The organism is Vibrio sp. LQ2, assembly GCF_023920125.1.
GTDB lineage: Bacteria > Pseudomonadota > Gammaproteobacteria > Enterobacterales > Vibrionaceae > Vibrio > Vibrio fluvialis.
In genome coordinates, this window is the sequence record NZ_CP085308.1 from 422060 (window position 1) to 446596 (window position 24537).

General features: G+C 49.6%; 21 protein-coding genes. 16 read left to right on the plus strand and 5 right to left on the minus strand.

Features of this window, described 5'->3' with window-relative positions; translation table 11 throughout:
- The first annotated feature begins 100 nt into the window (after positions 1-100).
- The 7 genes from oppB to LGV68_RS02150 all read left to right on the plus strand — a co-directional run bounded on the left by oppB (position 101) and on the right by LGV68_RS02150 (position 8001).
- Positions 101-1021: an oligopeptide ABC transporter permease OppB gene (oppB, locus tag LGV68_RS02120; RefSeq protein ID WP_020330145.1), complete on the plus strand. Its 921-nt coding sequence runs from the start codon at positions 101-103 to the stop codon at positions 1019-1021.
- A gap of 15 nt (positions 1022-1036) precedes the next feature.
- Positions 1037-1939 (plus strand): oligopeptide ABC transporter permease OppC, encoded by a 903-nt coding sequence (gene oppC / locus LGV68_RS02125; RefSeq protein WP_020330146.1) that lies wholly within the window; start codon positions 1037-1039, stop codon positions 1937-1939.
- A 30-nt stretch (positions 1940-1969) separates the two neighbouring features.
- On the plus strand, positions 1970-2941 hold the full coding sequence (locus LGV68_RS02130) for an ABC transporter ATP-binding protein (protein ID WP_020428807.1): 972 nt from the start codon (positions 1970-1972) through the stop codon (positions 2939-2941).
- On the plus strand, positions 2938-3930 hold the full coding sequence (gene oppF / locus LGV68_RS02135) for a murein tripeptide/oligopeptide ABC transporter ATP binding protein OppF (RefSeq protein WP_020330148.1): 993 nt from the start codon (positions 2938-2940) through the stop codon (positions 3928-3930). Before LGV68_RS02130 ends, oppF begins: the two co-directional genes overlap by 4 nt.
- 174 nt (positions 3931-4104) lie before the next feature.
- Positions 4105-5499, plus strand: a complete 1395-nt coding sequence (locus LGV68_RS02140) for an O-antigen ligase domain-containing protein (protein ID WP_252536153.1) — start codon at positions 4105-4107, stop codon at positions 5497-5499.
- 126 nt (positions 5500-5625) lie between these two features.
- A complete protein-coding gene (locus LGV68_RS02145) occupies positions 5626-6570 on the plus strand; it encodes a glutathione S-transferase family protein (protein WP_020428800.1) in 945 nt (314 codons plus the stop codon).
- Between the two features lie 153 nt (positions 6571-6723).
- Complete coding sequence (locus LGV68_RS02150; RefSeq protein WP_020428797.1) at positions 6724-8001, plus strand: MgtC/SapB family protein; 1278 nt, start codon at positions 6724-6726, stop codon at positions 7999-8001.
- An 81-nt stretch (positions 8002-8082) separates the two neighbouring features.
- Here LGV68_RS02150 and pta read toward each other — a convergent pair whose 3' ends face one another.
- Positions 8083-10224 (minus strand): phosphate acetyltransferase, encoded by a 2142-nt coding sequence (pta, locus tag LGV68_RS02155; RefSeq protein ID WP_020330158.1) that lies wholly within the window; start codon positions 10222-10224, stop codon positions 8083-8085.
- 142 nt (positions 10225-10366) lie between these two features.
- Positions 10367-11563, minus strand: a complete 1197-nt coding sequence (locus tag LGV68_RS02160; RefSeq protein ID WP_020428796.1) for an acetate kinase — start codon at positions 11561-11563, stop codon at positions 10367-10369.
- A 349-nt stretch (positions 11564-11912) separates the two neighbouring features.
- On the opposite strand from LGV68_RS02160, the gene yfbV reads away from it, so the two are divergent.
- From yfbV to LGV68_RS02185, 5 genes are all read left to right on the plus strand, one after another.
- Positions 11913-12365 carry a terminus macrodomain insulation protein YfbV gene (yfbV, locus tag LGV68_RS02165; RefSeq protein ID WP_024373408.1) on the plus strand — a complete coding sequence of 151 codons (453 nt, stop codon included), beginning with the start codon at positions 11913-11915 and terminating at the stop codon, positions 12363-12365.
- A 252-nt stretch (positions 12366-12617) separates the two neighbouring features.
- A complete protein-coding gene (locus LGV68_RS02170; RefSeq protein WP_020330161.1) occupies positions 12618-13583 on the plus strand; it encodes an ABC transporter substrate-binding protein in 966 nt (321 codons plus the stop codon).
- A gap of 59 nt (positions 13584-13642) precedes the next feature.
- The gene (locus LGV68_RS02175; RefSeq protein ID WP_020428794.1) at positions 13643-14587 is read left to right on the plus strand and encodes an ABC transporter permease; all 945 of its coding nucleotides are present in this window, start codon (positions 13643-13645) and stop codon (positions 14585-14587) included.
- Positions 14584-15378 (plus strand): ABC transporter ATP-binding protein, encoded by a 795-nt coding sequence (locus LGV68_RS02180; RefSeq protein WP_020330163.1) that lies wholly within the window; start codon positions 14584-14586, stop codon positions 15376-15378. The genes LGV68_RS02175 and LGV68_RS02180 overlap by 4 nt, the downstream gene beginning before the upstream one ends.
- A gap of 297 nt (positions 15379-15675) precedes the next feature.
- Complete coding sequence (locus LGV68_RS02185; protein ID WP_252536155.1) at positions 15676-17103, plus strand: GGDEF domain-containing protein; 1428 nt, start codon at positions 15676-15678, stop codon at positions 17101-17103.
- Between the two features lie 15 nt (positions 17104-17118).
- Here the strand turns inward: LGV68_RS02185 and dusC are convergent, their stop codons facing one another.
- Entirely contained in the window at positions 17119-18066 is a 948-nt protein-coding gene (gene dusC, locus LGV68_RS02190) for a tRNA dihydrouridine(16) synthase DusC (protein WP_252536157.1), read from the minus strand.
- A gap of 73 nt (positions 18067-18139) precedes the next feature.
- Positions 18140-18691: a type II secretion system protein gene (locus LGV68_RS02195; RefSeq protein WP_055453069.1), complete on the minus strand. Its 552-nt coding sequence runs from the start codon at positions 18689-18691 to the stop codon at positions 18140-18142.
- A gap of 165 nt (positions 18692-18856) precedes the next feature.
- On the opposite strand from LGV68_RS02195, the gene LGV68_RS02200 reads away from it, so the two are divergent.
- The 4 genes from LGV68_RS02200 (at position 18857) to serS (ending at position 22970) form a co-directional block, all read left to right on the plus strand.
- A complete protein-coding gene (locus LGV68_RS02200; RefSeq protein ID WP_061056392.1) occupies positions 18857-19477 on the plus strand; it encodes a YecA family protein in 621 nt (206 codons plus the stop codon).
- A 103-nt stretch (positions 19478-19580) separates the two neighbouring features.
- A complete protein-coding gene (gene lolA, locus LGV68_RS02205) occupies positions 19581-20177 on the plus strand; it encodes an outer membrane lipoprotein chaperone LolA (RefSeq protein ID WP_020330170.1) in 597 nt (198 codons plus the stop codon).
- 32 nt (positions 20178-20209) lie between these two features.
- Complete coding sequence (locus LGV68_RS02210; RefSeq protein ID WP_055453071.1) at positions 20210-21559, plus strand: replication-associated recombination protein A; 1350 nt, start codon at positions 20210-20212, stop codon at positions 21557-21559.
- Between the two features lie 103 nt (positions 21560-21662).
- Positions 21663-22970, plus strand: a complete 1308-nt coding sequence (serS, locus tag LGV68_RS02215) for a serine--tRNA ligase (protein ID WP_004725316.1) — start codon at positions 21663-21665, stop codon at positions 22968-22970.
- Positions 22971-23105: 135 nt separating this feature from the next.
- On the opposite strand, the gene LGV68_RS02220 is transcribed toward serS, so the two are convergent.
- Positions 23106-24473, minus strand: a complete 1368-nt coding sequence (locus LGV68_RS02220) for a Na+/H+ antiporter NhaC family protein (RefSeq protein WP_165879821.1) — start codon at positions 24471-24473, stop codon at positions 23106-23108.
- Positions 24474-24537: the final 64 nt, after the last annotated feature.

Sequence of the window (24537 nt, forward strand, 5' to 3'; positions counted from 1 at the left end):
TTCCTGAGCATTTAAAACTATAAATATATAGACACTGTATGTGCAGCGCACATACAGCGTCTTTTCATTTTCTATTGTCACAGACTGAAAGAGTGAGTTTATGATTAAATTCATTGCAAAAAGGATATTTGAAGCGATTCCAACCTTGTTGGTGCTGATCACAATATCTTTCTTTCTGATGCGTTTTGCACCAGGTAACCCATTTTCTTCTGAGCGTCCTTTGCCGCCAGAGGTAATGGCCAACATCAACGCGAAATACGGTTTGGATAAACCAGTATCTGAACAGTATTTAACGTATCTGACCAACATCCTGCAGGGTGACTTTGGTCCGTCATTCAAATACAAAGACTATTCGGTGAACGAGCTTATCGCGAGTGCGCTGCCAGTGTCTGCCAAAGTGGGTTTTGCGGCCTTCATCTTTACCGTCATTATGGGGGTAGCGGTTGGCACCATTGCGGCACTAAGGCACAACACCTGGATAGACTATACGATCATGTCGACAGCCATGCTCGGGGTGGTCATGCCATCCTTCGTGTTAGCGCCGGTACTGATTTACATCTTCTCCATCAACCTTGGCTGGTTTCCGGCGGGTGGTTGGCAAGATGGCTCCTTCCACTATATGGCGCTGCCTGTGATTGGTATGTCGCTATTGTACGTTGCAACTTTTGCGCGTATTACCCGTGGTTCAATGATTGAAACACTGAACAGTAACTTTATTCGTACCGCACGTGCGAAAGGCCTGAGCTACAGCTACATCGTGATTAAACACGCGCTGAAACCAGCAATGTTGCCTGTTGTATCGTACATGGGCCCGGCATTCGTCGGCATCATTACAGGTTCAGTGGTTATCGAGACGATTTTTGGTCTGCCAGGGATTGGTAAACTGTTCGTTAACGCTGCCTTTAACCGTGATTACTCTCTGGTTATGGGTGTAACGATCCTTATCGGTTTCCTATTCATTCTCTTCAATGCGGTTGTGGATATTCTGCTCGCGTATATCGACCCTAAAATTCGCTACTAATTGGACACGGATATTATGTTAACCAAAAAAGAAAACTTAGAAGCGATCGAAAAGTTCACTGAGAACCTGGAAATTGAAGGTCGCAGCCTATGGCAGGATGCTCGCATTCGTTTCATGCGCAACAAAGCGGCGATGGTCAGCTTGTTCATTCTGTCTTTAATTACACTGGCCGTTATTTTTGTGCCGATGTTCTCTGCTTACACCTACGAAGATACGGACTGGTACGCAATGCACGCAGCGCCAACGGCTGAGCACTGGTTTGGTACCGATGCTTTGGGTCGTGACCTATTGGTGCGAACTCTGGTGGGTGGCCGTATCTCTCTGATGGTCGGTATCATGGGCGCGCTGGTGGCGGTCCTGATTGGTACGCTGTATGGCGCTGCTTCTGGTTTCATCGGCGGCCGTACTGACCGTGTCATGATGCGTATTCTGGAAATTTTGTACGCAATACCGTTCATGTTCCTGGTTATCGTACTGGTGACCTTCTTCGGTCGTAACATCATTCTGATTTTCGTTGCTATCGGCGCGATTGCCTGGCTGGATATGGCGCGTATCGTGCGTGGCCAGACTCTGAGCCTGCGCAGCAAAGAATTTATCGAAGCGGCCCACGTATGTGGTGTTAGCAAATGGAGAATCATTACCCGTCATATCGTGCCTAACGTACTGGGTATCGTAGCCGTTTACTCAACGCTGCTGATCCCAAGCATGATTCTGACAGAATCTTTCCTCTCATTCCTTGGTCTGGGTGTACAGGAACCAATGACCAGCTGGGGCGCACTGTTACAAGAAGGTGCGAACACAATGGAAGTCGCGATTTGGCAGCTTCTGTTCCCGGCCGCATTCATGGTGATTACCCTGTTCTGTTTTAACTACGTCGGTGACGGTCTGCGCGACGCGCTGGATCCAAAAGACAGATAATCAGAAAAGAGCAAGATTAAGGAAGCAATGATGAGCTTATTAGATGTCAAAGATCTGCGCGTCGAATTTACCACGCAAGATGGTATCGTAACCGCAGTCAACGATTTGAACTTCTCACTTAAACAAGGTGAGACACTGGGTATTGTCGGTGAGTCCGGTTCGGGTAAATCTCAGACGGTATTCGCGATCATGGGCCTGTTGGCGAAAAACGGTAAGATTTCGGGCAGTGCAAAATTCGAAGGTAAAGAGATTCTTAACCTGCCTGAGAAAGAACTGAACAAAGTTCGTTCCGAGCAGATCGCGATGATCTTCCAAGACCCGATGACGTCTCTGAACCCATATATGAAAGTCAGCGATCAGCTGATGGAAGTATTGATGCTGCACAAAGGCATGGGCAAGGCGGAAGCGTTTGAAGAATCAGTGCGCATGCTGGAAGCGGTCAAAATCCCTGAAGCACGTAAACGTATCACCATGTATCCGCACGAATTCTCGGGCGGTATGCGTCAGCGTGTGATGATCGCGATGGCACTGCTGTGTCGTCCGAAACTGCTGATCGCCGATGAGCCAACTACCGCACTGGATGTGACCGTGCAGGCGCAGATCATGGATCTGCTGAACGAGCTGAAGCGCGAATTTAACACGGCAATCATCATGATCACTCACGACCTCGGTGTGGTTGCAGGATCGTGTGACAAAGTGCTGGTGATGTACGCGGGTCGTACCATGGAGTACGGCAGCGTTAACGAGATTTTCTATAACCCAAGCCACCCATACGCGGAAGGTCTGCTCAAAGCGATTCCTCGTCTGGATACAGAAGGCGAAATTCTGCCAACCATTCCTGGCAATCCGCCAAACTTACTGCGTCTGCCTGTTGGCTGCCCTTATCAAGAGCGCTGCCATCGTGTGATGGACCGTTGTAAGCGTGAAGCACCGATTCTGACTCCATTTGGTGATGGTCGTCAGCGTGCTTGTTTTTCTGATTGGGAGACTTGGACAAAATGAGCGCAGATAAACCATTACTGTTAGATGTAAAAAACCTGAAAGTTCACTTCAGCATCGCGGCTAAATCGGGCTGGCCATGGACTAAACCATCTACCCTGAAAGCGGTAGACGGCGTTAACGTGCGTCTTTACGAAGGCGAAACATTAGGCGTTGTGGGTGAGTCCGGCTGTGGTAAATCCACCTTTGCCCGCGCGATCATCGGTCTGGTTCAGTCAACCGAAGGTGAAGTGGTGTGGCTGGGTCAGGATCTGACTCGTATGCAGGAAGTGAAACGCCGCAATACGCGTAAAGAAATTCAGATGATTTTCCAGGATCCACTGGCTTCTCTGAACCCGCGTATGACGGTGGGCGACATTATCGCGGAACCATTGCAGACGTTCTACCCTGAGCTGTCTAAGCAGGAAGTCAAAGATCGCGTTAAGGAAATGATGGCTAAAGTAGGCCTGTTGCCTAACGTGATTAACCGCTACCCGCACGAGTTCTCAGGTGGCCAGTGTCAGCGTATCGGTATCGCTCGCGCGTTGATTCTGAAACCTAAGATGATCATCTGTGACGAACCTGTATCAGCGTTGGATGTATCGATTCAGGCTCAGGTGGTCAACCTGCTGAAAGAGCTACAGAAAGAACTGGGCCTCAGCCTGGTGTTCATCGCGCACGATTTGTCAGTGGTAAAACACATTTCTGATCGCGTATTGGTGATGTACTTGGGCAATGCGGTGGAACTGGGCGAAGCCGATGAACTGTTTGCTAACCCTCTGCATCCATACACCAAAGCGCTGATGTCGGCGGTACCGATTCCGGATCCAAACCTGGAGCGCGCCAAAGTAATTCAGATGTTGGAAGGTGATTTGCCGTCGCCAATCAATCCACCATCCGGTTGTGTATTCCGTACTCGTTGCCCGCAAGCAACCGCGGAATGTGCGAAGACCAAACCACAAATTGAAGGCACAGATACGCATTCCGTATCCTGCTTGCACGTTAGTGCGTAAATTCAGCCTGTGACGGGCTTAAGCGCGGCTCCTTAATTGGGTCGCGCTTTTTTTGTGTTTATTTCTCGCTCCAAGTTTTGCGTTGCTCTCAATTCTCAAAACGCCGATCCAAGTTTGCCATTTGTAAAATATCAACAATACTCAGGTTATTGAAAATAATAATGAAAGGCGCAAATGGTGAATCGTAATTCGTTATGGGAAACCTTGATCGTCAAACTGACTTTCTGGTCGCTGATTGTCTTTAGTTTTAATGTCTTTATTCCGCGCAACCAACTGTTGTTTATCTATGACTCTAAACGCTTAGTTGTCAGCCTGTTGCTCATTTTATTTGCGGCAGGATTGGTCATGTCGGCACGTATTCGCCAGCCTGTGATCAAAGTTTATCAATCGCTTGAACAGCCAGTTAAAGGATTGGTAGTGGTGTTTGTCGTATTCAGTATGATTGCCACTGCATTGAGTCACTATAGTGTCAGTGCGCCAAGCCAATGGTTTTATCTGGTGGGCTTGTTTTTACTGCTGGGACTGTTCAATTCCTATTTTCAGTCTTCCCGCTCAGTGTTATTCAATTTAGCGATGTTGCTTAATGTCTTGCTATTTTTGAGTGTCGCAGTGGCGTTCTGGACGCTTCTCTTTCACCGGGTACCAGTCGGCACGACAACCTTTTACGGATTTTCTAATCCCCGATTTATTAATCAAGTGCAAGTCTGGTTAATTTTGCCTATGGCATATTTAGCTGTGCGTGCTTTGCGAAGAAAAAAATCTGCCTTCTTGCCATTGCTTTCGGTTTCAATGGCGTTTTCAGTCTGCTTTACCCTCAACGGCAGGGGAGTCGTTCTGGCCGTATTGTCCGGTTTTATTCTGATGTCACTAGTGGACAGGGAGTTGTGGCGTCAATGGATCAAGACGCTGCTAATCGGCGCCTTTTTTGGGGCGTGTATTTCATTTGTATTTTTGAATCCACTGCCGTCGTATCTTCTTGGTATTGAAAGTGAAGCCATTTTATTTCGCACTACAACGTCAGACAGGCTGGCGTTGTGGTCACAAGCATTGAGTATTGCATCATTTTGGGGGAATGGTGGTGGTGCCTTTGTCTGCCACGACTTCAACTTTGGTCGCCCCCATAATTCAGTGTTAAACGTGTTAGTCCATTGGGGTTGGGTATCGGCTGTTTGCTATGTTGTGTTGTGCTTTTTACTGCTGTTTAAGGTTGCTACGGCTGCTTCCCGCGTCACTAAAGTGCTGGGCGCGAGTGTATTGACAGGGCTACTGTATAGTTTGGTTTCCAGCGTATTGGATTCGCCGATGAGCCAACTGCTGGCCATTATCTCATTGGCGGCATTTTGGGCATCGTTAAAGCCTAAGTTGTCCGCAGTAGCACCATCGCTACTCAGTCACGTGATAGTGGTGATGTTGGCGTTAGGCGTCATCACAACCTGTAGCTATCGTCTTTATGACCGATGGGTGCATTACCCTCAACAGCCCGGTGAGATTGTTGATGTAAAATCGATCGGGATGAAGACCCAGTTTTGGGTCGGTTTTAACTGCTTAGAGAACCCTGATATGCCTTAAAGGCTGGTGTTGCACCTAGTTCAAATTTTTCGAATAACTAAGCCAGAACTCTCCGGTTATATCCTATTTTTCAATATCTATAATGGACTTAATTAAAGCATTACTTGAATTAGAACGAGGTGAGTCATGGGTAAACTGATCGAAGGCGTGTGGCAAGACGTTTGGTACGACACGAAAAGCAGCAGCGGACGCTTTGTGCGTGAGGATGCGGGCTTTCGTGGGTGGATCGAAAACAAAGCAGATGCACAGTTTGCTCCGGAATCAGGTCGTTATCATCTGTACGTGTCTTTGGCTTGCCCATGGGCGCATCGTACCCTGATCTTCCGCTCATTGAAGCAGCTTCAGGAACATATTGATGTGACCATCGTCTGTCCGGATATGATGAGCGAAGGCTGGAAATTTGGCATCCCAGAGCCGTTGTTTGGTCATACAAAAATGCACCAGATTTATACTCAGGCTAAATCAGATTATACAGGCCGTGTAACTGTCCCGGTGTTGTGGGATAAGAAAACTCAGACCATCGTGAGTAACGAGTCCTCAGAAATCATTCGCATGTTCAACTCTGCATTCAACGAGCTGACTGGCAACGATGACGATTACTATCCTCAACACCTGCGCCCGTTGATCGATGAATGGAATACGTTCATTTATCCAAACATCAACAATGGGGTTTATCGCTGCGGCTTTGCTACCACACAAGAAGCGTATGAAGAAGCGTATGATTCCCTGTTTGATGCTTTGGATAAAGTGGAAGCGCATCTGGCTACTCATCGTTATCTGGCGGGAAGTGTAATTACTGAAGCCGACTGGCGTTTGTTTACCACGCTTATTCGTTTTGATGCGGTTTACGTTGGCCATTTCAAATGTAACAAGAAGCGTATCGCCGACTACCCGAATCTGAATGGCTACATGAAAGAGCTCTATCAGGTAGCGGGTGTGAAAGAGACCACGGATTTCTACCACATTAAGCGACATTACTACTTCAGTCACACAACCATCAACCCAACACAAGTGGTGCCGGTTGGTCCTGAACTGGATCTGGAATCGCCACATGGCCGGGAAAAAATGTAACCCGCATTACGTGAAGAAAAGCGCAGCATCTGGCCGCGCTTTTTTATCTCCCTTTTTCAGTGCACTGAAAGATAACCACAATTTTGCCTCGCTCACGGATTAACCGGGTAAATCGCATACACTAAAGGTAAGTGATGAGATAAGGAGAGGGCGATGGACTTAAACGAAATTGTCAGCGGCCAGAGTGTTGTCTGGAATCTTCTCGTCGCACTGCTACTTGGAGCGATCGTCGGTACGCAACGTGGTTGGGTGGCTCGCAACAATGTTGAAGGCAGTCGGGTCGCGGGTATTCGCACCTTCTCGTTGGTCGGTCTTTACGGTGGCTTGTCTGCGATACTGGCTGCTCATTATTCTCCGCTGTTGCTTGGCTTTGCGTTACTGGCGCTGGTGGTATTAGCCAGCATCGCGTTTGTACTCAAGCAACGCAAAAGTCAGGACATCAGTATCACCGGGGTGGTCAGTTTGCTGGTGACGTTTGTGCTTGGTAGTCTGGCTGTGTCTGGGGAACCTGTGCTTGCGGCCGCAGCGGCGGTGATCACGGCCGTGGTATTGGATAACAAGAAAGAGCTGCACGAAGCGTTGCAAAAACTGCAAGAGTACGAGTTAGACGCGGCGCTGCGTCTGATGTTGATTTCTATTGTCATGTTGCCGCTTCTACCCAATCAAAGCTACGGGCCTTGGCAGGCACTCAATCCGTATGAGATTTGGTGGATGGTGGTGCTAATCGCCAGCATTTCCTTTCTCGGCTACTTTGCGATTAAAATTGGTGGTGCGAAACGCGGGGTGTTATTTACATCCGTGTTTGCTGGTTTCAGCTCTTCAACCGCTCTGACTTTACAATTTTCCAATCTGTCGCGCGATCAGCCCACTATCAGCCCACTCCTTGCTTCGGGTATTCTGCTTTGTTGCGGTACCATGTTTCCGCGTTTATTGATTGTGGCTTCTCTGATCAATACCGAATTAACCCCGATTCTCTGGCCTGTCATTGCCGTAATGATGATTGGGCTCTATATTCCGGCCTGGTTTATCTGGCGCTCGACGGATGTAGATTTTAATGAAGACCAGTCGGCCAATCATAAAAACCCGTTAGCGCTGCAATCTGCACTCTGGTTTGGTGTCATTCTGGCCATTATCATGCTGCTCGCGCATGCGCTGTCAGATTGGTTTGGGCAGGCGGGGACACTAGCACTGTCTGCGGTCTCCGGTATTACGGATGTTGATGCGATAACGCTGGCTTTAGGCCGGCAAAGTACTCACTCGCTGGATGCTTATACCGCTGCGATGGGGATCATTATCGCTGCTTCGGTCAATACGTTGGTAAAAATGGGGATGGTGATCAGTATCGGGGATCGAGGCTTGTGGGTTAGGGTTGCACCAGCGATGGTGCTGTCGGTTGTCGCGGGCGCGGTGACGCTATTGATACTGCATTGAGTGTGAGATAGCGATTGACGGGGTAAGAGATACAAAAAAGCCTTCGGAGTCCGAAGGCTTTTTGCTTAGCACTAAGAGCGATTATTTCTGCTCTTGGTCTGCCTGAATCGCAGTCAGAGCGATGGTGTAGACGATGTCGTCAACCAGCGCGCCACGAGACAGGTCGTTAACCGGCTTGCGCATGCCTTGCAGCATTGGACCGATTGATACCAAGTCAGCTGAACGTTGTACCGCTTTGTAAGTGGTGTTACCTGTGTTCAGGTCTGGGAACACGAATACGGTCGCTTTACCCGCAACTGGAGAGTTAGGTGCTTTAGAAGCCGCTACGTTTTCCATGATTGCTGCGTCGTACTGCAGAGGACCGTCGATGATCAGATCAGGACGTTTTTCCTGAGCAAGACGTGTTGCTTCGCGTACTTTATCAACGTCTGCACCCTTACCAGATGTACCGGTAGAGTAAGAGATCATCGCTACGCGTGGGTCGATACCGAATGCCGCTGCAGAGTCTGCAGACTGGATTGCGATTTCAGCCAGTTGTTCAGCGGTTGGATCCGGGTTGATTGCACAGTCACCGTAAACCAGTACTTGATCAGGCAGCAGCATGAAGAATACAGACGATACAATCGATGCATTCGGTGCTGTTTTGATGATCTGGAACGGAGGTACGATGGTGTTTGCTGTGGTGTGAACCGCACCAGAAACCAGACCGTCAACTTCGTTCGCTTCCAGCATCATGGTGCCAAGGAATACGGAGTCTTCCAGTTTTTCACGTGCCACAACTTCAGTCATGCCTTTCGCGCCGCGCAGCTCAACCAGACGAGCAACGTAGTTTTCACGAACTGAATCTGCATCGATGATTTCAACGCCAGCGCCCAGCTCAACACCTTGCTGTGCTGCAACACGACGGATTTCATCTGGGTTACCCAATAGCACACAGGTCGCGATACCGCGTTCAGCACAGATGGCTGCCGCTTTAACTGTACGTGGTTCGTCACCTTCCGGTAGAACGATACGTTTGTTGGCACGACGGGCAAACTCAGTCAGTTGGTAACGGAACGCTGGTGGGCTCAGACGACGAGTACCTTGAGTACCTTCAGTCAGAGTATCAATCCAAGGACCGTCGATGTGGCTTGCAACGTGGTCGCAAACAAACTCGATACGCTCTCGGTCGTCTGCCGGTACTTCCAGGCTGAAGCTTTGCAGGTTCAGAGACGTTTGCCAAGTGTTACCCTGAGCTTTGAAGATTGGCAGACCAGTGTCGAACGCTGGTTTACACAGGCTAACGATTTCTTTAGGAATATCGTAACCGCCAGTCAGCAGCACAGCACCGATTTCAACACCGTTCATTGCTGCCAGAGAGGCTGCAACGATAACGTCAGGACGGTCCGCAGATGTCACAAGCAGAGAACCTGGGCGGAAGTGTTCAATCATGTGCGGGATTGAACGCGCACAGAAAGTGATGCTCTTGATACGACGAGTGTTGATGTCGCCTTGGTTGATCACTTCAGCGTTCAGGTGTTTCGCCATGTCGATGGCACGAGTTGCAATCAGATCAACGTTCCAAGGCACGCAACCCAGCACACGGATTGGGCTAGTGTTGAAGATCTGCATCACTTCAACATTGGCTTGTTTTGCGCCATCTGCATCATCGAAGATTTCAGACAGGTCTGGACGAGTACGGCCAGCTTCATCAACCGGTGCATTCAGCTTGTTGATGATGACGCCTGAAATGTTTTTGTTCTTAGTGCCGCCGAAGTTAGAACACGCAACTTCAATGCGCTCTTTCAACTGCGTTGGGTTGTCCGTACCAGGTGTCGCAACGAACACAATTTCTGCGCCCAGAGTTTTCGCGATTTCCGCGTTCACTTGGTTAGCAAATGGGTGTTTGCGAGTTGGAACCAGACCTTCAACCAGAGTGACCTCTGCAGTGTTGATTTGGTTGTAACGCTCAACCACTGTTTCCAGCAGAACGTCCATTTTTTCGCTACCGATCAGAGTTTCTGCAGACGACATAGACATTGGCTCACCAATTTTCATGTCGCTGTTACGACCCACGATAGTGGACGTCAGATCTGGTTGGTCACCGCCGCTGCGAGGTTGTGCGATTGGTTTATAGAAAGAAACGCTTACACCTTTGCGCTCCATAGCGCGCAGAAGACCCATGCTCACGCTGGTCAAACCAACGCCAGCACTGATTGGGATAAGCATAATAGTACGGGACATTCGTAAAGTACCTCAACACTATTGATTGCAATCTAAGGGACTTAGATTGAAAGGAACAAAGCCCAACTGCGTATTCAGAATGAATAGGAGTTGAGCCCCTATAAAACACTGGCTAACTTCGCAGTTAGCCAGATGAATATGATTAGATGTTAGTCAGACGTGCAGTGTCTTCAGCAATAACCAGCTCTTCGTTGGTAGAAATTACCATCGCTGGAATACGGCTGTTTGCTGTGGTGATTACACCTTCACCACCGAAGCGTGCTTTCAGGTTTGCGTCGCCGTCTACTTCGATACCGAAGATAGCCAGACGGTTCAGAACCATTTCACGGATTGGTGCAGAGTTTTCACCGATACCACCAGTGAACACGATAGCGTCCAGACGGCCGTCCATGCTCGCAGTGTAACCAGCAACGTATTTTGCCAGACGGTGACAGAATACATCCATCGCACGAGTTGCTTCTTCTTTAGCGCCGTAGTTGTCTTCAACAAAGCGGCAGTCAGAAGTCACTTCAGTCAGACCCAGCAGACCAGACTCTTTAGTCAGCATCTTATTGATGTCGTCAACTGAGTAACCCAGAGTGTCGTGCAGGTGGAAAATGATCGCAGGATCGATGTCACCACAACGAGTACCCATAACCAGACCTTCAAGCGGAGTCAGACCCATAGAAGTGTCTACAGACTGGCCGTTCTTGATGGCACAAACAGAAGCACCGTTGCCCAGGTGGCAGTTGATGATGTTCAGTTCGTTTGCTGGTTTACCCATACGCTCAGCCGCTTCACGAGCGATGAACAGGTGAGAAGTACCGTGTGCGCCGTAGCGACGGATACCGTGCTCTTTGTACAGTTTGTATGGCAGAGCGTACAGGTACGCTTCTTCTGGCATAGTTTGGTGGAAAGCAGTGTCGAATACCGCAACGTTCTGCAGAGCCGGGAATGCTTTTTGTGCTGCTTTGATACCCACGATGTGTGCTGGGTTGTGCAGAGGTGCAAAGCTTGCTGCGTCTTCGATACCTTTCAGAACGGTTTCGTCGATCAGTGCTGATTGAGTGAACTGCTCACCGCCGTGTACAACACGGTGACCGATGGCTTTCAGTTGCTCTGCCAGTTCTGGCTTAGAAGCAAGAATAGTTTCAACGATGAAAGTCAGAGCTTCATCGTGTGCAGCGCCTTCACCCAATTGTGCTTCGTGCTTACCATCAAGTTTCCACTTGATTCGTGCTTCTGGAAGGTGTAGACATTCAGCAAGGCCTGAAAGGAACTCGTCGCCATTTTGTGCATCGACAATAGCGAACTTCAGTGAAGAACTACCGCAGTTTAAAACTAAAACTAGCTTAGACATGAGTAACTACCTGTAATAATCGGTTAGGATAAAAATTAATCACAAGAATAGACGACCCACCAAAGAGTGCGTACTAATCTTGGTCAATAAAACTTCAATTTCCGTATAGTAAGACGTGACAGTGTCAGTGAAATCGTCGGTGCGTTCCGTGCAGCATTCGCCTCGGAGTTGCCTAAATTGTAAATAACGGCAACAATGAGATTGAGAGTCCGCAAAGGATAGCGATAATGGGCCAATATAACAAAAAAAATTTGAAACAATATTAGCTTTTGTCAAATTTTTACGCCATTTGTTGAATCATTCAACTATTTTTTAGTGAAATGATCGCCAGACAGTGAGGGGAAATGGTATGAGTAATAGAGCCGGAATCGTTCACAGCCTAAAAGATGGTCAGAAGTACATGGATACCTGGCCGATGCGAAAAGAGTTGAACCTTCTGTTCCCGGAGCAGCGCATCATTAAAGCAACCCGCTTTGGTATTAAAGTGATGCCTGCGGTTGCCGCAATCAGTGTGCTGACCCAGATGACATTCCACAATGTGCAGGCGATGCCACAATCCATCATCATCGCCCTGTTTGCAATCAGTTTGCCGCTGCAAGGTATCTGGTGGTTGGGCAACCGTGCCAACACACAGCTGCCACCAGCGCTCGCGAGTTGGTATCGCGAGTTGTATCAGAAAATCGTTGAAACCGGATTTGCACTCGAACCCATTAAGTCTCAACCACGTTATAAAGAGCTGGCGATGGTGCTCAACCGAGCGTTCCGTCAGTTGGATAAGGCCGCGCTCGAACGCTGGTTCTAGTTCCTCTGAGAGGCCGTTTTGATTAGTTCAAGACGGTCTTTTCTTCAAGTGAAAAAGTGCAAATAGTGAACTCCTCTTGATTTTGCGCTGTATACCATATTCCCATCTCTCTTTTTGTTACTTTCCTGTTAACTCTTGCTTCCCTTTCCCCAAACTTACTGGTAATAATGTCGTTAGCTGCACACTCTGTGCGCGATAAAAACAAACACAACACAACATCCAAAATAATAATGCTTAAATCAAGGAGTTAAGATGAAAGCAGGCAAAGCTATAGCTACCGCCGTTCTAGCCGGAGCTGCATTACTCTCTTCACACACTGTTCTGGCCAATGTCGCTAAAGTGGCTGTATCGCAAATCGTTGAACATCCTGCTTTGGATGCGGCTCGTCAAGGGCTTCTGGACGGTTTGAAAGCGAAAGGCTATGAAGAAGGCAAAAACCTAGAATTTGACTTCAAAACCGCTCAAGGTAACCCAGCGATTGCCGTACAGATTGCACGTCAATTTGTGGGTGAAAACCCAGATGTATTGGTGGGCATTGCCACACCAACTGCTCAGGCATTAGTCGCTGCGACCAAATCTATTCCCGTCGTTTTCACAGCAGTCACTGATCCTGTCGGCGCCAAACTGGTGAAGAAGATGGAACAGCCGGGCAAAAACGTTACGGGTCTGTCTGACCTTTCTCCGGTTGAACAACACGTTGAGTTGATCAAAGAACTGATGCCAAATGTGAAATCGATTGGTGTCGTTTACAACCCGGGTGAAGCGAACGCGGTTAGCCTGATGGAGCTTCTGAAAGTGGCCGCGAAGAAAAATGGCGTGCAGCTGGTTGAAGCAACAGCGCTGAAAAGTGCGGATGTACAATCTGCGACTCAAGCGATTGCTGCAAAATCTGACATCATCTATGCACTGATTGACAACACAGTTGCGAGTGCTATCGAAGGCATGATTGTGGCCGCAAATCAGGCGAAAACGCCAGTATTTGGTGCTGCAACGTCATACGTTGAACGTGGCGCGGTTGCGAGCTTGGGCTTCGACTACTACCAGATTGGTGTACAGACTGCGGATTACGTAGCGGCGATCCTTGAAGGTGCTGATCCAGGTACTCTGGATGTGAAAGTAGCGAAAGGTTCTGATCTCGTCATCAATAAGACGGCGGCTGACAAGTTAGGCATGACCATTCCTCAGTCCGTTCTGGACCGTGCGACCAGCGTAAAATAATAGATTAATCATGCCGGTATGACGCCATGCCGGCATTGTTAAGCAGAAAGGGAGTTTGTATGTCTGCTTTTGCATTTTTTGGGGCTTTGGAAGTAGGCCTTATTTACGGGTTGGTTGCTCTGGGTGTTTATCTGACATTCCGAGTTCTTGATTTTCCCGATTTGAGTGTGGACGGTAGTTTCCCGATGGGAGCTGCGGTCGCCGCAACCGCTATTGTTTCAGGCATTAACCCTTGGGTGGCAACGGGCATGGCGATTTTAGCCGGCGCTGCGACAGGCTGGGTAACCGCTTTCCTCACCGTTCGATGTGGCATCCTGCATCTTCTCGCATCGATTCTTACTATGATTGCTGCGTTTTCCATCAATATCCGCATTATGGGCCGACCAAACCTGGCGCTTCTCGGGGATGACACGATTCTCACGCCGTTCGAAGCCATGGGCGATTCCATGTATATTCGCCCGTTAGTGGTCGCGGTACTGGTATTGATTTCGGCGCTGTTTGTCGTTCGTCTGTTGAACAGTGATTTTGGTCTGGGTCTTCGTGCTACGGGCGTCAACGCGCGTATGGTTGCGGCGCAAGGTGCCAGCACCGCATTTTACACTTATTTCTGTCTTGCTTTGTCGAACGGTTTCGTTGGCTTTGCCGGTGCTCTGTTTGCACAAACCAACAGTTTCGCTGACGTAACCTCTGGTGTCGGTACGATCGTGGTCGGTCTGGCTGCGGTAATTCTGGGTCAGACATTGATCCCGGGGCGAAAAATTTGGGTTGCAGTCACGGCGGTGATTGTAGGCTCGGTGTTGTACCGTCTTGCGGTGGCTTTTGCACTGAGTACTGGCATGTTTGGTTTGCAGGCATCGGATCTGAACCTGGTAACCGCGGTGCTGGTGGCACTGGCGCTGATCATGCCGAAAATGAAAAGGAATCTGAAATTAAAAAAGGGTAGTGCACCTGCTCAGAAGATAGCGGTATCTAAGCAGGGTAAGTCGTCAGGAGAAGCAGTATGATCCGTTTAGAAGATATTCAAGTTACGTTTAACCCTGGCACTATTCTGGAAAACCGAGCGTTGAGAGGCGTATGCCTGGAGGTGCCTGAGCATCAGTTCCTGACCGTTATCGGTTCGAACGGAGCGGGTAAATCGACACTGTTGGGCGCCGTTACCGGGGAAACGCCAATGGTAGGTGGCAAAGTCCTGATTGATGAAACGGACGTAACTCGCCAGAGTGTGGACCAACGCGCCAGTTTATGTGCGCGCGTTTTCCAGGACCCGTTGGCGGGGACTTGTGGCGCTCTGACCATCGAAGAAAATATGGCGTTGGCCTATATGCGAGGCAAACGCCGCAGCTGGACGCATGCACTCTCTTCCAATCGCCGTAAGCTGTTTCAGGAACGTATCAGTATCCTCGGGCTTGGGTTGGAAGACCGTTTAGGTGACAGCATTGGCCTGCTTTCCGGTGGCCAGCGTCAGGCCGTGAGTCTGGTGATGGCAACGCTATCAGACAGCAAACTGTTATTACTTGATGAACATACAGCGGCACTGGATCCGCGTATGGCGGCTTTCATCATCGACCTGACTAAAAAGATCGTGAAGGAGTTCAACCTGACTGTCATGATGGTCACGCACTCGATGAAAGATGCGTTAGCCTGTGGCGATCGCACCGTTATGCTGCACCAAGGACAAATCGTTCTTGATGTGGCAGGTGAGCAGCGTGCCAATATGCAGGTGCCTGACTTGCTTGAAATGTTCTCTAAAGTGCGTGGCGAAGAGCTGAGCGATGATAGTCTGTTGCTGAGTTAATCAACCCGTACAACATAAAGCGAGCCTCCCGTTTGGTGTTCAATCAACGGGAGGTTTTTTATTTTGTTTTGGTCCATAGTCACTGTGGGTAGCTGCATGTCTGCATCTATCCGCTAGCCAGCATTTGATAACTGTCACTGATGGAAGCACTGAAGAAGCAATGATTGGTTTATAGTATTGCTGTGATTCTGCTGTATCATATCCACCCATGTGTATATAGTGAGCAGGTCGCTCTCCGCTCAATCTCAGATTACTCAAATGAAGCCAAAGAAGAACTACAGTAAAAAAAACGCAATCTTGGGACCGTTTCTCGTCGTATTGGTGATGCTTGCTGCCATGATTTACTCCTACATGCAGGTCTTGAACAACGATATTGACGATGAGTATCACAGTGTGGGAGCCATGCTGCAGCGCGCGAGCAAAATCGTGGTGGCTCTCGATTACGGCTTCACCAATTATTTTGAATCGCCGCCAATTCTGTCCTCCGGTTTCAACCAAGGGATCAGTGATGGTCTGTGTCGTATCACCCCGAAAGAGTCGCTGATCATTTCCAATAAGAAAGCGAACTCTTCACCGCCTATCAGTATCAGCTACATGTTGGTCGGGGATGAGTCCTTATGTGATGAACACCATCCCCTGTATCGTTCGATGCTGCGCAAAGTGTCGCTTGCGCCAATCATCTCGTTTTTGCATGACCTCGATGATTACATTATTGGCGTGCACTACATTGATAACCACGGTTATGTCATCTCAGCTCCGGATAGCGTGATCAAAGACATCTCTAAAGAGCAGCTGGTCACCGTCAAGTTACGGGAATTCTGGCAGGAAGCGTCAAGCCACCCCGATGTCATCAGTGTGGTTGGGCCAAGTGCGTTCAGTGAGGTGCTGCACCAGCGCAACAATATGACCCTAACCATGCCCGTCTTTCAGGGTAATGAATTTCAGGGAGTGGTTGTGCTGGACGTCAGTGTCGACAAGCTCATCGGTAGCGACTCACGTTTGCAGGGTAAAATTCAGTTGGTGAGAACGGCAGACCTTCCCGTCGATGGCTCGGCTTATCAGCCTTATCGTCTGGAAGCCAACTACGTCAATCTCGATCACTATCTTTACTACGAGTGGAATTGGGCCGCGGAAGCGAAGCAGTTTTTAGCGGAGAAACAGTCAGCGTTGATTGCGCTGCTGCTGGCTTACATGGTGTCAGTGGTGGCTCTGTTCTACTTCAACACCCGTATCGAAAAATCCTACTACGAGAATCTGGCGTCACGCGACCCGATGACAGGGTTGCTGAATAGACGGGGAATGAAAGAGTTCCTGACATCGCAAAAACATCGTCGTTATCTGTCTATTGCGGTGCTGGACATCGATAATTTCAAGTCTATTAACGATACTCGCGGCCATGACGTAGGAGATGACGTGATCTGTTACATGGGCGAGCGTATTGAACACAGCATGCGTGATACCGATGCCGTTGCACGCTTTGGCGGCGAGGAATTCGTTGTATATCTGACCAGCGAAGATGCAGCGCAGTTAAAGATCGTTATGCAGCGAATCAAAGATGCCATTACCAAGGATTCCAAACAGGTTGTGCCGAATGGTTTCACCATTTCAGGCGGAGTAGAAGTCATTGAAAGCGACCCGGACTGGAGTTTCGATGAGCTGTTCAAACTGGCAGACGAGAAGTTGTATGAGGCGAAAACCACAGGGAAAGATAAGCTGGTGTTTTGACACCAGCTGTTAGATTTAAGCAAGCGTGTCGCGGTAACGCTGAAAATGGCTCACGATAGGGTCGACTTCTGTCATAGTGCGGATTTCACGGAACAGATCGGCTGCTTGTGGGTAAGATTGGCGTAGGTAAGAGAACCATTGTTTTACACGATTCGGGTAGTATTTACCTTTGTCACCACGCACTTCATACGCTGAGTATTCCAGCAGCAGATCCACCACCTCATGCCATGACATTGCGCTGTGGTTGTGTTTGACGATGTTGCCCAAGTTAGGCACGTTCAATGCGCCGCGACACACCATCAAAGAATCCACGCCTGTCGTTTCAATGCACGCCTGACCGTCGGCATAATTCCAGATTTCACCGTTTGCAATAAGAGGAACGGTGGTTTTCTGGCGAATCTGATCAATGTAATCCCATTTGATCTCACTGGCTTTGTAGCCGCCCGCTTTGGTTCGGGCGTGTACGGTCAGTTCATCCGCACCGGCTTGTTGTACGGCGTCGACAATCTCAAAACAGTCATCCGGGTTTTCCCAGCCAAGGCGAATTTTAGCGGTGACCGGAATATCAGAAGGAACTGCATCGCGGCACGCTTTGATCACCTGATAAATCAGTTCAGGGTGTTGCAGCAGTGCCGCGCCACCTTTGCTTTGGTTAACCATTTTAGCTGGGCAGCCGAAGTTCAGATCAACCCCACATGCGCCAAGTTCAGCGGCGCGTACCGCATTTTCCGCCATCCAGTGTGGCTCTTGACCCAGCAACTGAACTTTCACGGGAACACCCGCTTTGGTGCGCGAGTCTTGTTTCAGCTCTGGGCAAAGACGGTAAAACACATGATCCGGAAGCGGCAGATTGATCACACGAACAAACTCGGTGACACAGAAATCGTAATCGTTAATCTGTGTCAGCATTTCACGCATCAGGTGATCCAGCACGCCCTCCATCGGGCCTAAAATGACTCGCATATTCTGTTTTTGTCTTCGCCAAATAAAATTGAGGCGAGATTGTAGTTGGAAGCGGGCGCAATGTCACGAAGGCTTATGGCGTGACGGTCGGACTCTCGGTTGTGACACTGATCTCGCCAGTCAGAGGGGAGTAATAGAGTATCGGCAGATTATCTTCTGCGCCGTAACCGGAGGTGTAGTAGTAATAACATTCGTTACTGCCAGTGTACCAACTCACGATGTCGCTATCGGAAGGCAACACATAGCCCGTATCCATTTGCGAACGAATCGTCAGGTCGGTATTGAGGAGCGCTGGCCAGAGTGCCACGCAATCCTCGCCGCGAATCGAGTTGCCTTCGTTGTACGGGATTTGATTAACGGAAATCGGATAGCCCGTTGTTGAAGGATAGATGTCGCCTTGACCATAACCAACGGCTTGAGAAATAGCGGGTTCACCGTCAACCAGCCATTGGGCATTGTACATAGTCACCGAGGTGCGGAAACTGGCAAAAGCCGCGGCGGCGCGTTTTTCGTGCGCATCTCTCTGAAGGTTAAAGAAGCGAGGCGCCGCCGTAACGGCCAGAATGCCGAGAATAACAATGACGACAATCAACTCGATTAAAGTAAAGCCAAAGTGACGTTTCATAGTGAGTTATGGGTTGTTATTTGAATTATTCTGAAATAATGCTCTTATGAATAAATTTTTAAAAGAAAAATATGTTGCCCCGATGATTTTCCCCGTCAAACTCGCCAAATCGGCAGGCTGGGGTATAATGCTCGGCTAACCAGTCATTATGATAAAAGAGATTTCATGAGTTACCAGCTAGTGAATTTGGCTCAGATTGAGTGCAATGAATCCCCGTTGTTTATTGAAGGTGCCGTGTACGCGGCCAACCTGGCGACTCAGCCGCTGGATCCAGAGATGTGGATCCCGGTGGTATTCGGTGAACAGGCACCCGCGTTGGAAGCGGTCATCGTGGCTCAGATTCATGCCCAATATCACCAGCTCAAACGCAATGAGTATGCTTTGTTGGCTTTGCTTGCCCATCAGGAGATGTCGCGTGAAGCGGCGTTGGCCGATTTCGCTGAAGGCTTTATGAGTGTGTGGCCGCAAGTCGAATCACAATGGCAGTCGGTCAGTCTTTCCGATGGTTCTATGCGTATGCTTCAAGCTCTGCTGACCACGCTGATGTTGGCGATCGACGAAGAGCAGACGCACGCTCAGATGAGAGAAGCCGGTTATGAATCACTGCCAATGCTGGCTAATATGATCGAACAGCTCGATTTGATGGTGCATGAGGTCGCGTTGGCGGCAGACGAAGCGATGCTGGGTAACAAAGCGCAAAGCGTCAACCCGTTCAAGGAGATTGGCCGGAACGACATTTGCCCGTGCGGTAGCGGTAAAAAGTTCAAACAGTGCTGCGGGCAGTAACTTTTCCGGCAAATAATCGAACTTTTCCCACACAGGATTGACACAATAAGGAAGCGAAAAGCCTATAACTTCCTTATCCCCAATTGCTAGGAGCAGTAACAGAATGAAGAAATGGTTCGCACTGTTTTTTTGTAGTTTTTCCGTATTCGCGACGCCAAAAGAGACGCTCAGCGAGCGTTTGGCGCTGGCCGATGGCTTCAGTGCCAAGTTTGAGCAGCAGGTTGTCAGCCCCGACGGTGACGTCGTCATGGAAGGCAATGGTCTGGTCGATATTGCTCGCCCGAGTTTGTTCCGCTGGGAGACACTGGCGCCGGACGAGAATCTGCTGGTGTCGGATGGTAAATCGCTGTGGTATTACAGCCCTTTTATTGAACAGGTGACCATTTACAATCAGGAACAAGCGACCGAGCAAACGCCGTTTGTCCTGCTGACCCGTAATCGCGCCAGTGACTGGGATGCCTACCAGGTTGAAGAGAAAGGCGATGTTTTTACTCTGACGCCAACAGCGGTCGATTCGAATCAGGGTCAGTTCCAAATCACCATCGACAGCAAAGGCGTGGTAAAAGGTTTTAATGTTATTGAGCAGGATGGACAGAAGAGTCTGTTCACGTTTAATGATGTGAAACAACAAAAGCCGCAGGCAAGCCGCTTTAAGTTCGATGTTCCTGACGGTGTGGAAGTCGACGACCAACGTAATTAAATCGGGTTACACATACCCGGTAAGTGAGTACCGTGAGCAACTACAGTTTTGATTTTGCCGGGGACGAAGATTTTCGTCCCCTTGCTGCGCGAATGCGCCCACAAACCGTTGAACAATATATTGGTCAGCAACACGTTCTTGGTCCGGGTAAACCGCTGCGCCGGGCGCTGGAAGCTGGCCACATTCATTCGATGATTTTGTGGGGCCCACCCGGCACAGGTAAAACCACTCTGGCAGAAGTTGCCGCGAACTACGCCAATGCGGAAGTGGAGCGCGTCTCGGCAGTCACTTCAGGCGTGAAAGAGATACGCGCCGCGATAGAGAAAGCACGTGAAAACAAGCTTGCAGGCCGGCGCACCATACTGTTTGTCGATGAGGTCCACCGCTTCAACAAATCGCAGCAGGATGCTTTTCTGCCACACATCGAAGACGGCACGGTGACTTTCATTGGCGCCACTACTGAAAACCCCTCTTTTGAACTCAATAACGCACTGCTGTCCCGTGCGCGCGTGTACAAGCTGACGTCACTCAGCCAGACGGAAATTCGTCAGGCGTTGGATCAGGCCATTGAAGACACCGAGCGAGGTTTGGGTAAACAAGCCGCGCAGTTTCATGACAATGTTCTGGATCGCCTGTCCGAGTTGGTCAATGGTGATGCGCGCATGTCGCTCAACTATCTTGAACTGCTGTATGACATGGCAGAAGAGAACGAGCAGGGCGAAAAGCAGATAACGCTCAGCCTGCTAGCGGAAGTCGCGGGCGAAAAAGTGGCGCGTTTTGATAACAAAGGCGACATTTGGTACGACTTAATCTCAGCGGTACACAAGTCGATTCGTGGTTCGAATCCGGATGGTGCACTGTATTGGGCGGCGCGCATGATCTCAGCGGGCTGCGATCCGCTCTATATCGCACGTCGCCTGCTGGCGATTGCTTCTGAAGATGTCGGTAATGCCGACCCGCGCGCCATGCAAGTGGCGATGTCGGCGTGGGACTGTTTCACTCGGGTTGGTCCGGCAGAAGGCAATCGTGCGATTGCCCAGGCCATTGTCTATCTCGCTTGCGCGCCAAAAAGCAATGCGGTCTATACCGCCTGGAAGCAGGCACTGAGTGATGCACAGAATTTGCCCGAGTATGAAGTGCCCGTGCACCTGCGTAATGCACCAACCAGTTTGATGAAAGATCTTGGCTATGGCGCAGAGTATCGTTATGCCCATGATGAACCCGGCGCGTATGCGGCGGGTGAACGCTACCTCCCTCCTGAAATGACCGGAACTCGCTATTATCAGCCGACGAATCGGGGCTTAGAAACCAAGATTGGTGAAAAGTTAGATTATCTGGCGGATTTAGACGCAAAAAGCCCACAAAAGCGCTATGAAAATTAGCGGCTTTTCGTTATCGTTGACGGGTTAAATTTCTATACGCGTGGCTTTGATTAAAAAGGAAGCACACGCGTTTTTTCGCAACTCTTAAAGCATAGGATTAGCAATGCTGGATTCTAAATTACTTCGTACTGAGCTGGATGAAACAGCTGCAAAACTGGCGCGTCGCGGTTTTAAACTCGACGTGGACACAATTCGTACACTTGAAGAACAACGTAAGTCCATTCAAGTAGAAGTTGAAAATTTACAATCCACGCGTAACTCCATCTCCAAGCAAATTGGCCAACTGATGTCGAAAGGCGACAAAGAAGGCGCGGAAGAAGTGAAGAAGCAGATCGGTACTCTGGGTGACGATCTGGACGCGAAGAAAGTGGAACTGGATGCGATTCAAAGCCAGCTTGACGCGATCACTCAAAGCGTGCCAAACCTGCCTGACGATTCTGTGCCAGACGGTAAAGACGAAAACGACAACGTTGAAGTGTCTCGTTGGGGTACACCCAAAGAGTACGATTTCGATGTGAAAGATCACGTTGACCTGGGTGAAATGGGCGACGGTCTGGACTTTGCGAGTGCAACCAAAATTACTGGTGCACGTTTTGTGATCATGAAAGGTCAGTTCGCTCGTCTGCACCGTGCTATCGCGCAATTCATGTTGGATCTGCATACTGAGCAACACGGTTACACTGAATTGTACGTGCCTTATCTGGTCAACTCAGACACGCTGTTTGGTACTGGCCAGCTACCAAAATTTGGTAAAGATCTGTTCCATACTGAACCTCTGGCAGAAAAAGCCAGCGATGAAGAACCTCGTCGCCTGTCTCTGATCCCAACTGCTGAAGTGCCGGTAACGAACCTGGTTCGTGACACCATCACTGAAGAAGCGGATTTGCCACTGAAAATGACAGCGCACACACCATGTTTCCGTTCTGAAGCGGGTTCATACGGTCGTGACACGCGTGGTTTGATTCGTATGCACCAGTTTGACAAAGTTGAGCTGGTTCAGATCACTAAGCCTGAAGACTCAATGGCAGCACTGGAAGAACTGACGGGCCACGCTGAGAAAGTTCTGCAACTGCTTGAGCTGCCATACCGCAAAGTGGTTCTGTGTACTGGCGACATGGGCTTTGGCGCATGCAAGACTTACGACTTGGAAGTTTGGGTTCCGGCTCAGAAGACTTACCGTGAAATCTCTTCTTGTTCAAACATGTGGGATTTCCAGGCTCGTCGCATGCAAGCACGCTTCCGTCGTAAAGGCGAGAAGAAACCTGAACTGGTTCACACGCTGAACGGCTCTGGTCTGGCGGTTGGTCGTACCATGGTTGCGATTCTGGAAAACTACCAGCAAGCTGACGGTCGCATCGCAATCCCAGCGGTACTGCAAAAGTACATGGGCGGCGTGACTCATATCGGCTAAGCCAATCTGAGTGAACAGGTACAAAAAAACGGAGTGTGTGAACACTCCGTTTTTTTATGTGCTGAACACAGCAAGGCAACATTACTTTCAGCCGCGTTGCCCAAAATGGTCGGGAGGCGGGGCTGAGAGCGCTTGTTAGCTCTCTGCTTTCACTGTGGCTTGTCGCGGCTGGTGTTTGAGGAACACGGCAACGATGGCAGCAATCGCCAGTGCAAAACAGTAGTAGGAGTTTGCGACGATTTCCAGCGGTGACAGCTTAAACACAGAGCCAAGCAGCAGCACCTGAGCGCCATAAGGCAGAATGCCTTGTACCACGCACGAGAAGATATCCAACAAACTGGCTGAGCGGCGGGGTGAGACATCGTTCTCCTCAGCTAACTGACGAGCCACGCTGCCTGAGACAATAATCGCGACGGTGTTGTTCGCGGTGCAGCCGTTCACCAGCGAAACCAGTCCGGCAATACCCAGTTCACTCGCACGGCTGTTCGCGTGTTTTGAGTGGCGTGAGCCAAAGGTATTGATCAAACGGCTGACCAGATTAGTCAGAAAAGCCAGTCCGCCTTGACGACGCATCAGTTCGCTCAATCCACCAATCAGCATAGACAGCAGGAAGATCTCCTGCATGTTGCCAAATCCGGCGTAGATATCCTGAGCCAGATTGGTGAGCGCGTAGCCATCGACCGACGCCAGACCCACACCGCCTGCAAGCAAAATACCGATAGTCAGGACCACAAAGACGTTCATCCCAGAGACAGCCAACACCAGAATCGTGATGTACGGCAGCACTTTCAGCCACTCAATCGGGCCGGCTTGCGGCACTTGTGTCGCGGTACTGTGGTAAGCGAACACGACCAACGCAATCAGCGCGGCCGGCAATGCGATACGAACGTTTTCTTTGAACTTGTCTTTCATTTCGCAGCCTTGCGAGCGCGTTGCCGCAATAGTGGTGTCCGAGATGATCGACAGGTTGTCACCAAACATTGCGCCGCTCAGGACGACGCCGGCAGTCATTGGTAAGCTCATTCCGGCCGATTGCGCAATGCCAAGTGCAACCGGTGCTACCGCAGCGATGGTCCCCATCGAGGTACCCATTGAGGTGGCGATGAAGGCGGAGATCAGAAACAAACCAGGCAGAATCATGTTGGTTGGAATGGCTGACAAACCGAGGTTGACGGTCGCATCCACACCTCCAGAAGCCTTAGCAACGGCGGCAAAGGCACCCGCCAGTAAATAGATCATGCACATCGCGATGATGTCTTGATGGCCGACGCCATGCATAAAGTGCTCAATAGAGCGGCTGAGCTTATCTTTGCTCAACAGAAAAGCGATGATGATAGCAGGCAGAATCGCAATCGGTGCAGGTAATTGATAAAAGGCAAACTCAACGCCTTGCAAAGACAAGTAAGTACCTACACCAATAAACAGTGCAAGAAAGATAATCAGTGGGATCAGCGCGACCGCAGACGGTGCAACTGTTTTTGTAGTGTGCTGGGAACCGGACATGTAAACGACAAACTTAAAGATAGAAAGGCGTGAAGACTAATCGCCTCGCTGATGAATGTCAACG

Excerpts from the sequence above, each read along its gene's own strand:
- oppB (WP_020330145.1), top strand. The coding sequence starts at position 101 with ATGATTAAATTCATTGCAAAAAGGATATTTGAAGCGATTCCAACCTTG.
- oppC (WP_020330146.1), top strand. The coding sequence starts at position 1,037 with ATGTTAACCAAAAAAGAAAACTTAGAAGCGATCGAAAAGTTCACTGAG.
- LGV68_RS02130 (WP_020428807.1), top strand. The coding sequence starts at position 1,970 with ATGAGCTTATTAGATGTCAAAGATCTGCGCGTCGAATTTACCACGCAA.
- oppF (WP_020330148.1), top strand. The coding sequence starts at position 2,938 with ATGAGCGCAGATAAACCATTACTGTTAGATGTAAAAAACCTGAAAGTT.
- LGV68_RS02140 (WP_252536153.1), top strand. The coding sequence starts at position 4,105 with ATGGTGAATCGTAATTCGTTATGGGAAACCTTGATCGTCAAACTGACT.
- LGV68_RS02145 (WP_020428800.1), top strand. The coding sequence starts at position 5,626 with ATGGGTAAACTGATCGAAGGCGTGTGGCAAGACGTTTGGTACGACACG.
- LGV68_RS02150 (WP_020428797.1), top strand. The coding sequence starts at position 6,724 with ATGGACTTAAACGAAATTGTCAGCGGCCAGAGTGTTGTCTGGAATCTT.
- pta (WP_020330158.1), bottom strand. The coding sequence starts at position 10,224 with ATGTCCCGTACTATTATGCTTATCCCAATCAGTGCTGGCGTTGGTTTG.
- LGV68_RS02160 (WP_020428796.1), bottom strand. The coding sequence starts at position 11,563 with ATGTCTAAGCTAGTTTTAGTTTTAAACTGCGGTAGTTCTTCACTGAAG.
- yfbV (WP_024373408.1), top strand. The coding sequence starts at position 11,913 with ATGAGTAATAGAGCCGGAATCGTTCACAGCCTAAAAGATGGTCAGAAG.
- LGV68_RS02170 (WP_020330161.1), top strand. The coding sequence starts at position 12,618 with ATGAAAGCAGGCAAAGCTATAGCTACCGCCGTTCTAGCCGGAGCTGCA.
- LGV68_RS02175 (WP_020428794.1), top strand. The coding sequence starts at position 13,643 with ATGTCTGCTTTTGCATTTTTTGGGGCTTTGGAAGTAGGCCTTATTTAC.
- LGV68_RS02180 (WP_020330163.1), top strand. The coding sequence starts at position 14,584 with ATGATCCGTTTAGAAGATATTCAAGTTACGTTTAACCCTGGCACTATT.
- dusC (WP_252536157.1), bottom strand. The coding sequence starts at position 18,066 with ATGCGAGTCATTTTAGGCCCGATGGAGGGCGTGCTGGATCACCTGATG.
- LGV68_RS02195 (WP_055453069.1), bottom strand. The coding sequence starts at position 18,691 with ATGAAACGTCACTTTGGCTTTACTTTAATCGAGTTGATTGTCGTCATT.
- LGV68_RS02200 (WP_061056392.1), top strand. The coding sequence starts at position 18,857 with ATGAGTTACCAGCTAGTGAATTTGGCTCAGATTGAGTGCAATGAATCC.
- lolA (WP_020330170.1), top strand. The coding sequence starts at position 19,581 with ATGAAGAAATGGTTCGCACTGTTTTTTTGTAGTTTTTCCGTATTCGCG.
- serS (WP_004725316.1), top strand. The coding sequence starts at position 21,663 with ATGCTGGATTCTAAATTACTTCGTACTGAGCTGGATGAAACAGCTGCA.
- LGV68_RS02220 (WP_165879821.1), bottom strand. The coding sequence starts at position 24,473 with ATGTCCGGTTCCCAGCACACTACAAAAACAGTTGCACCGTCTGCGGTC.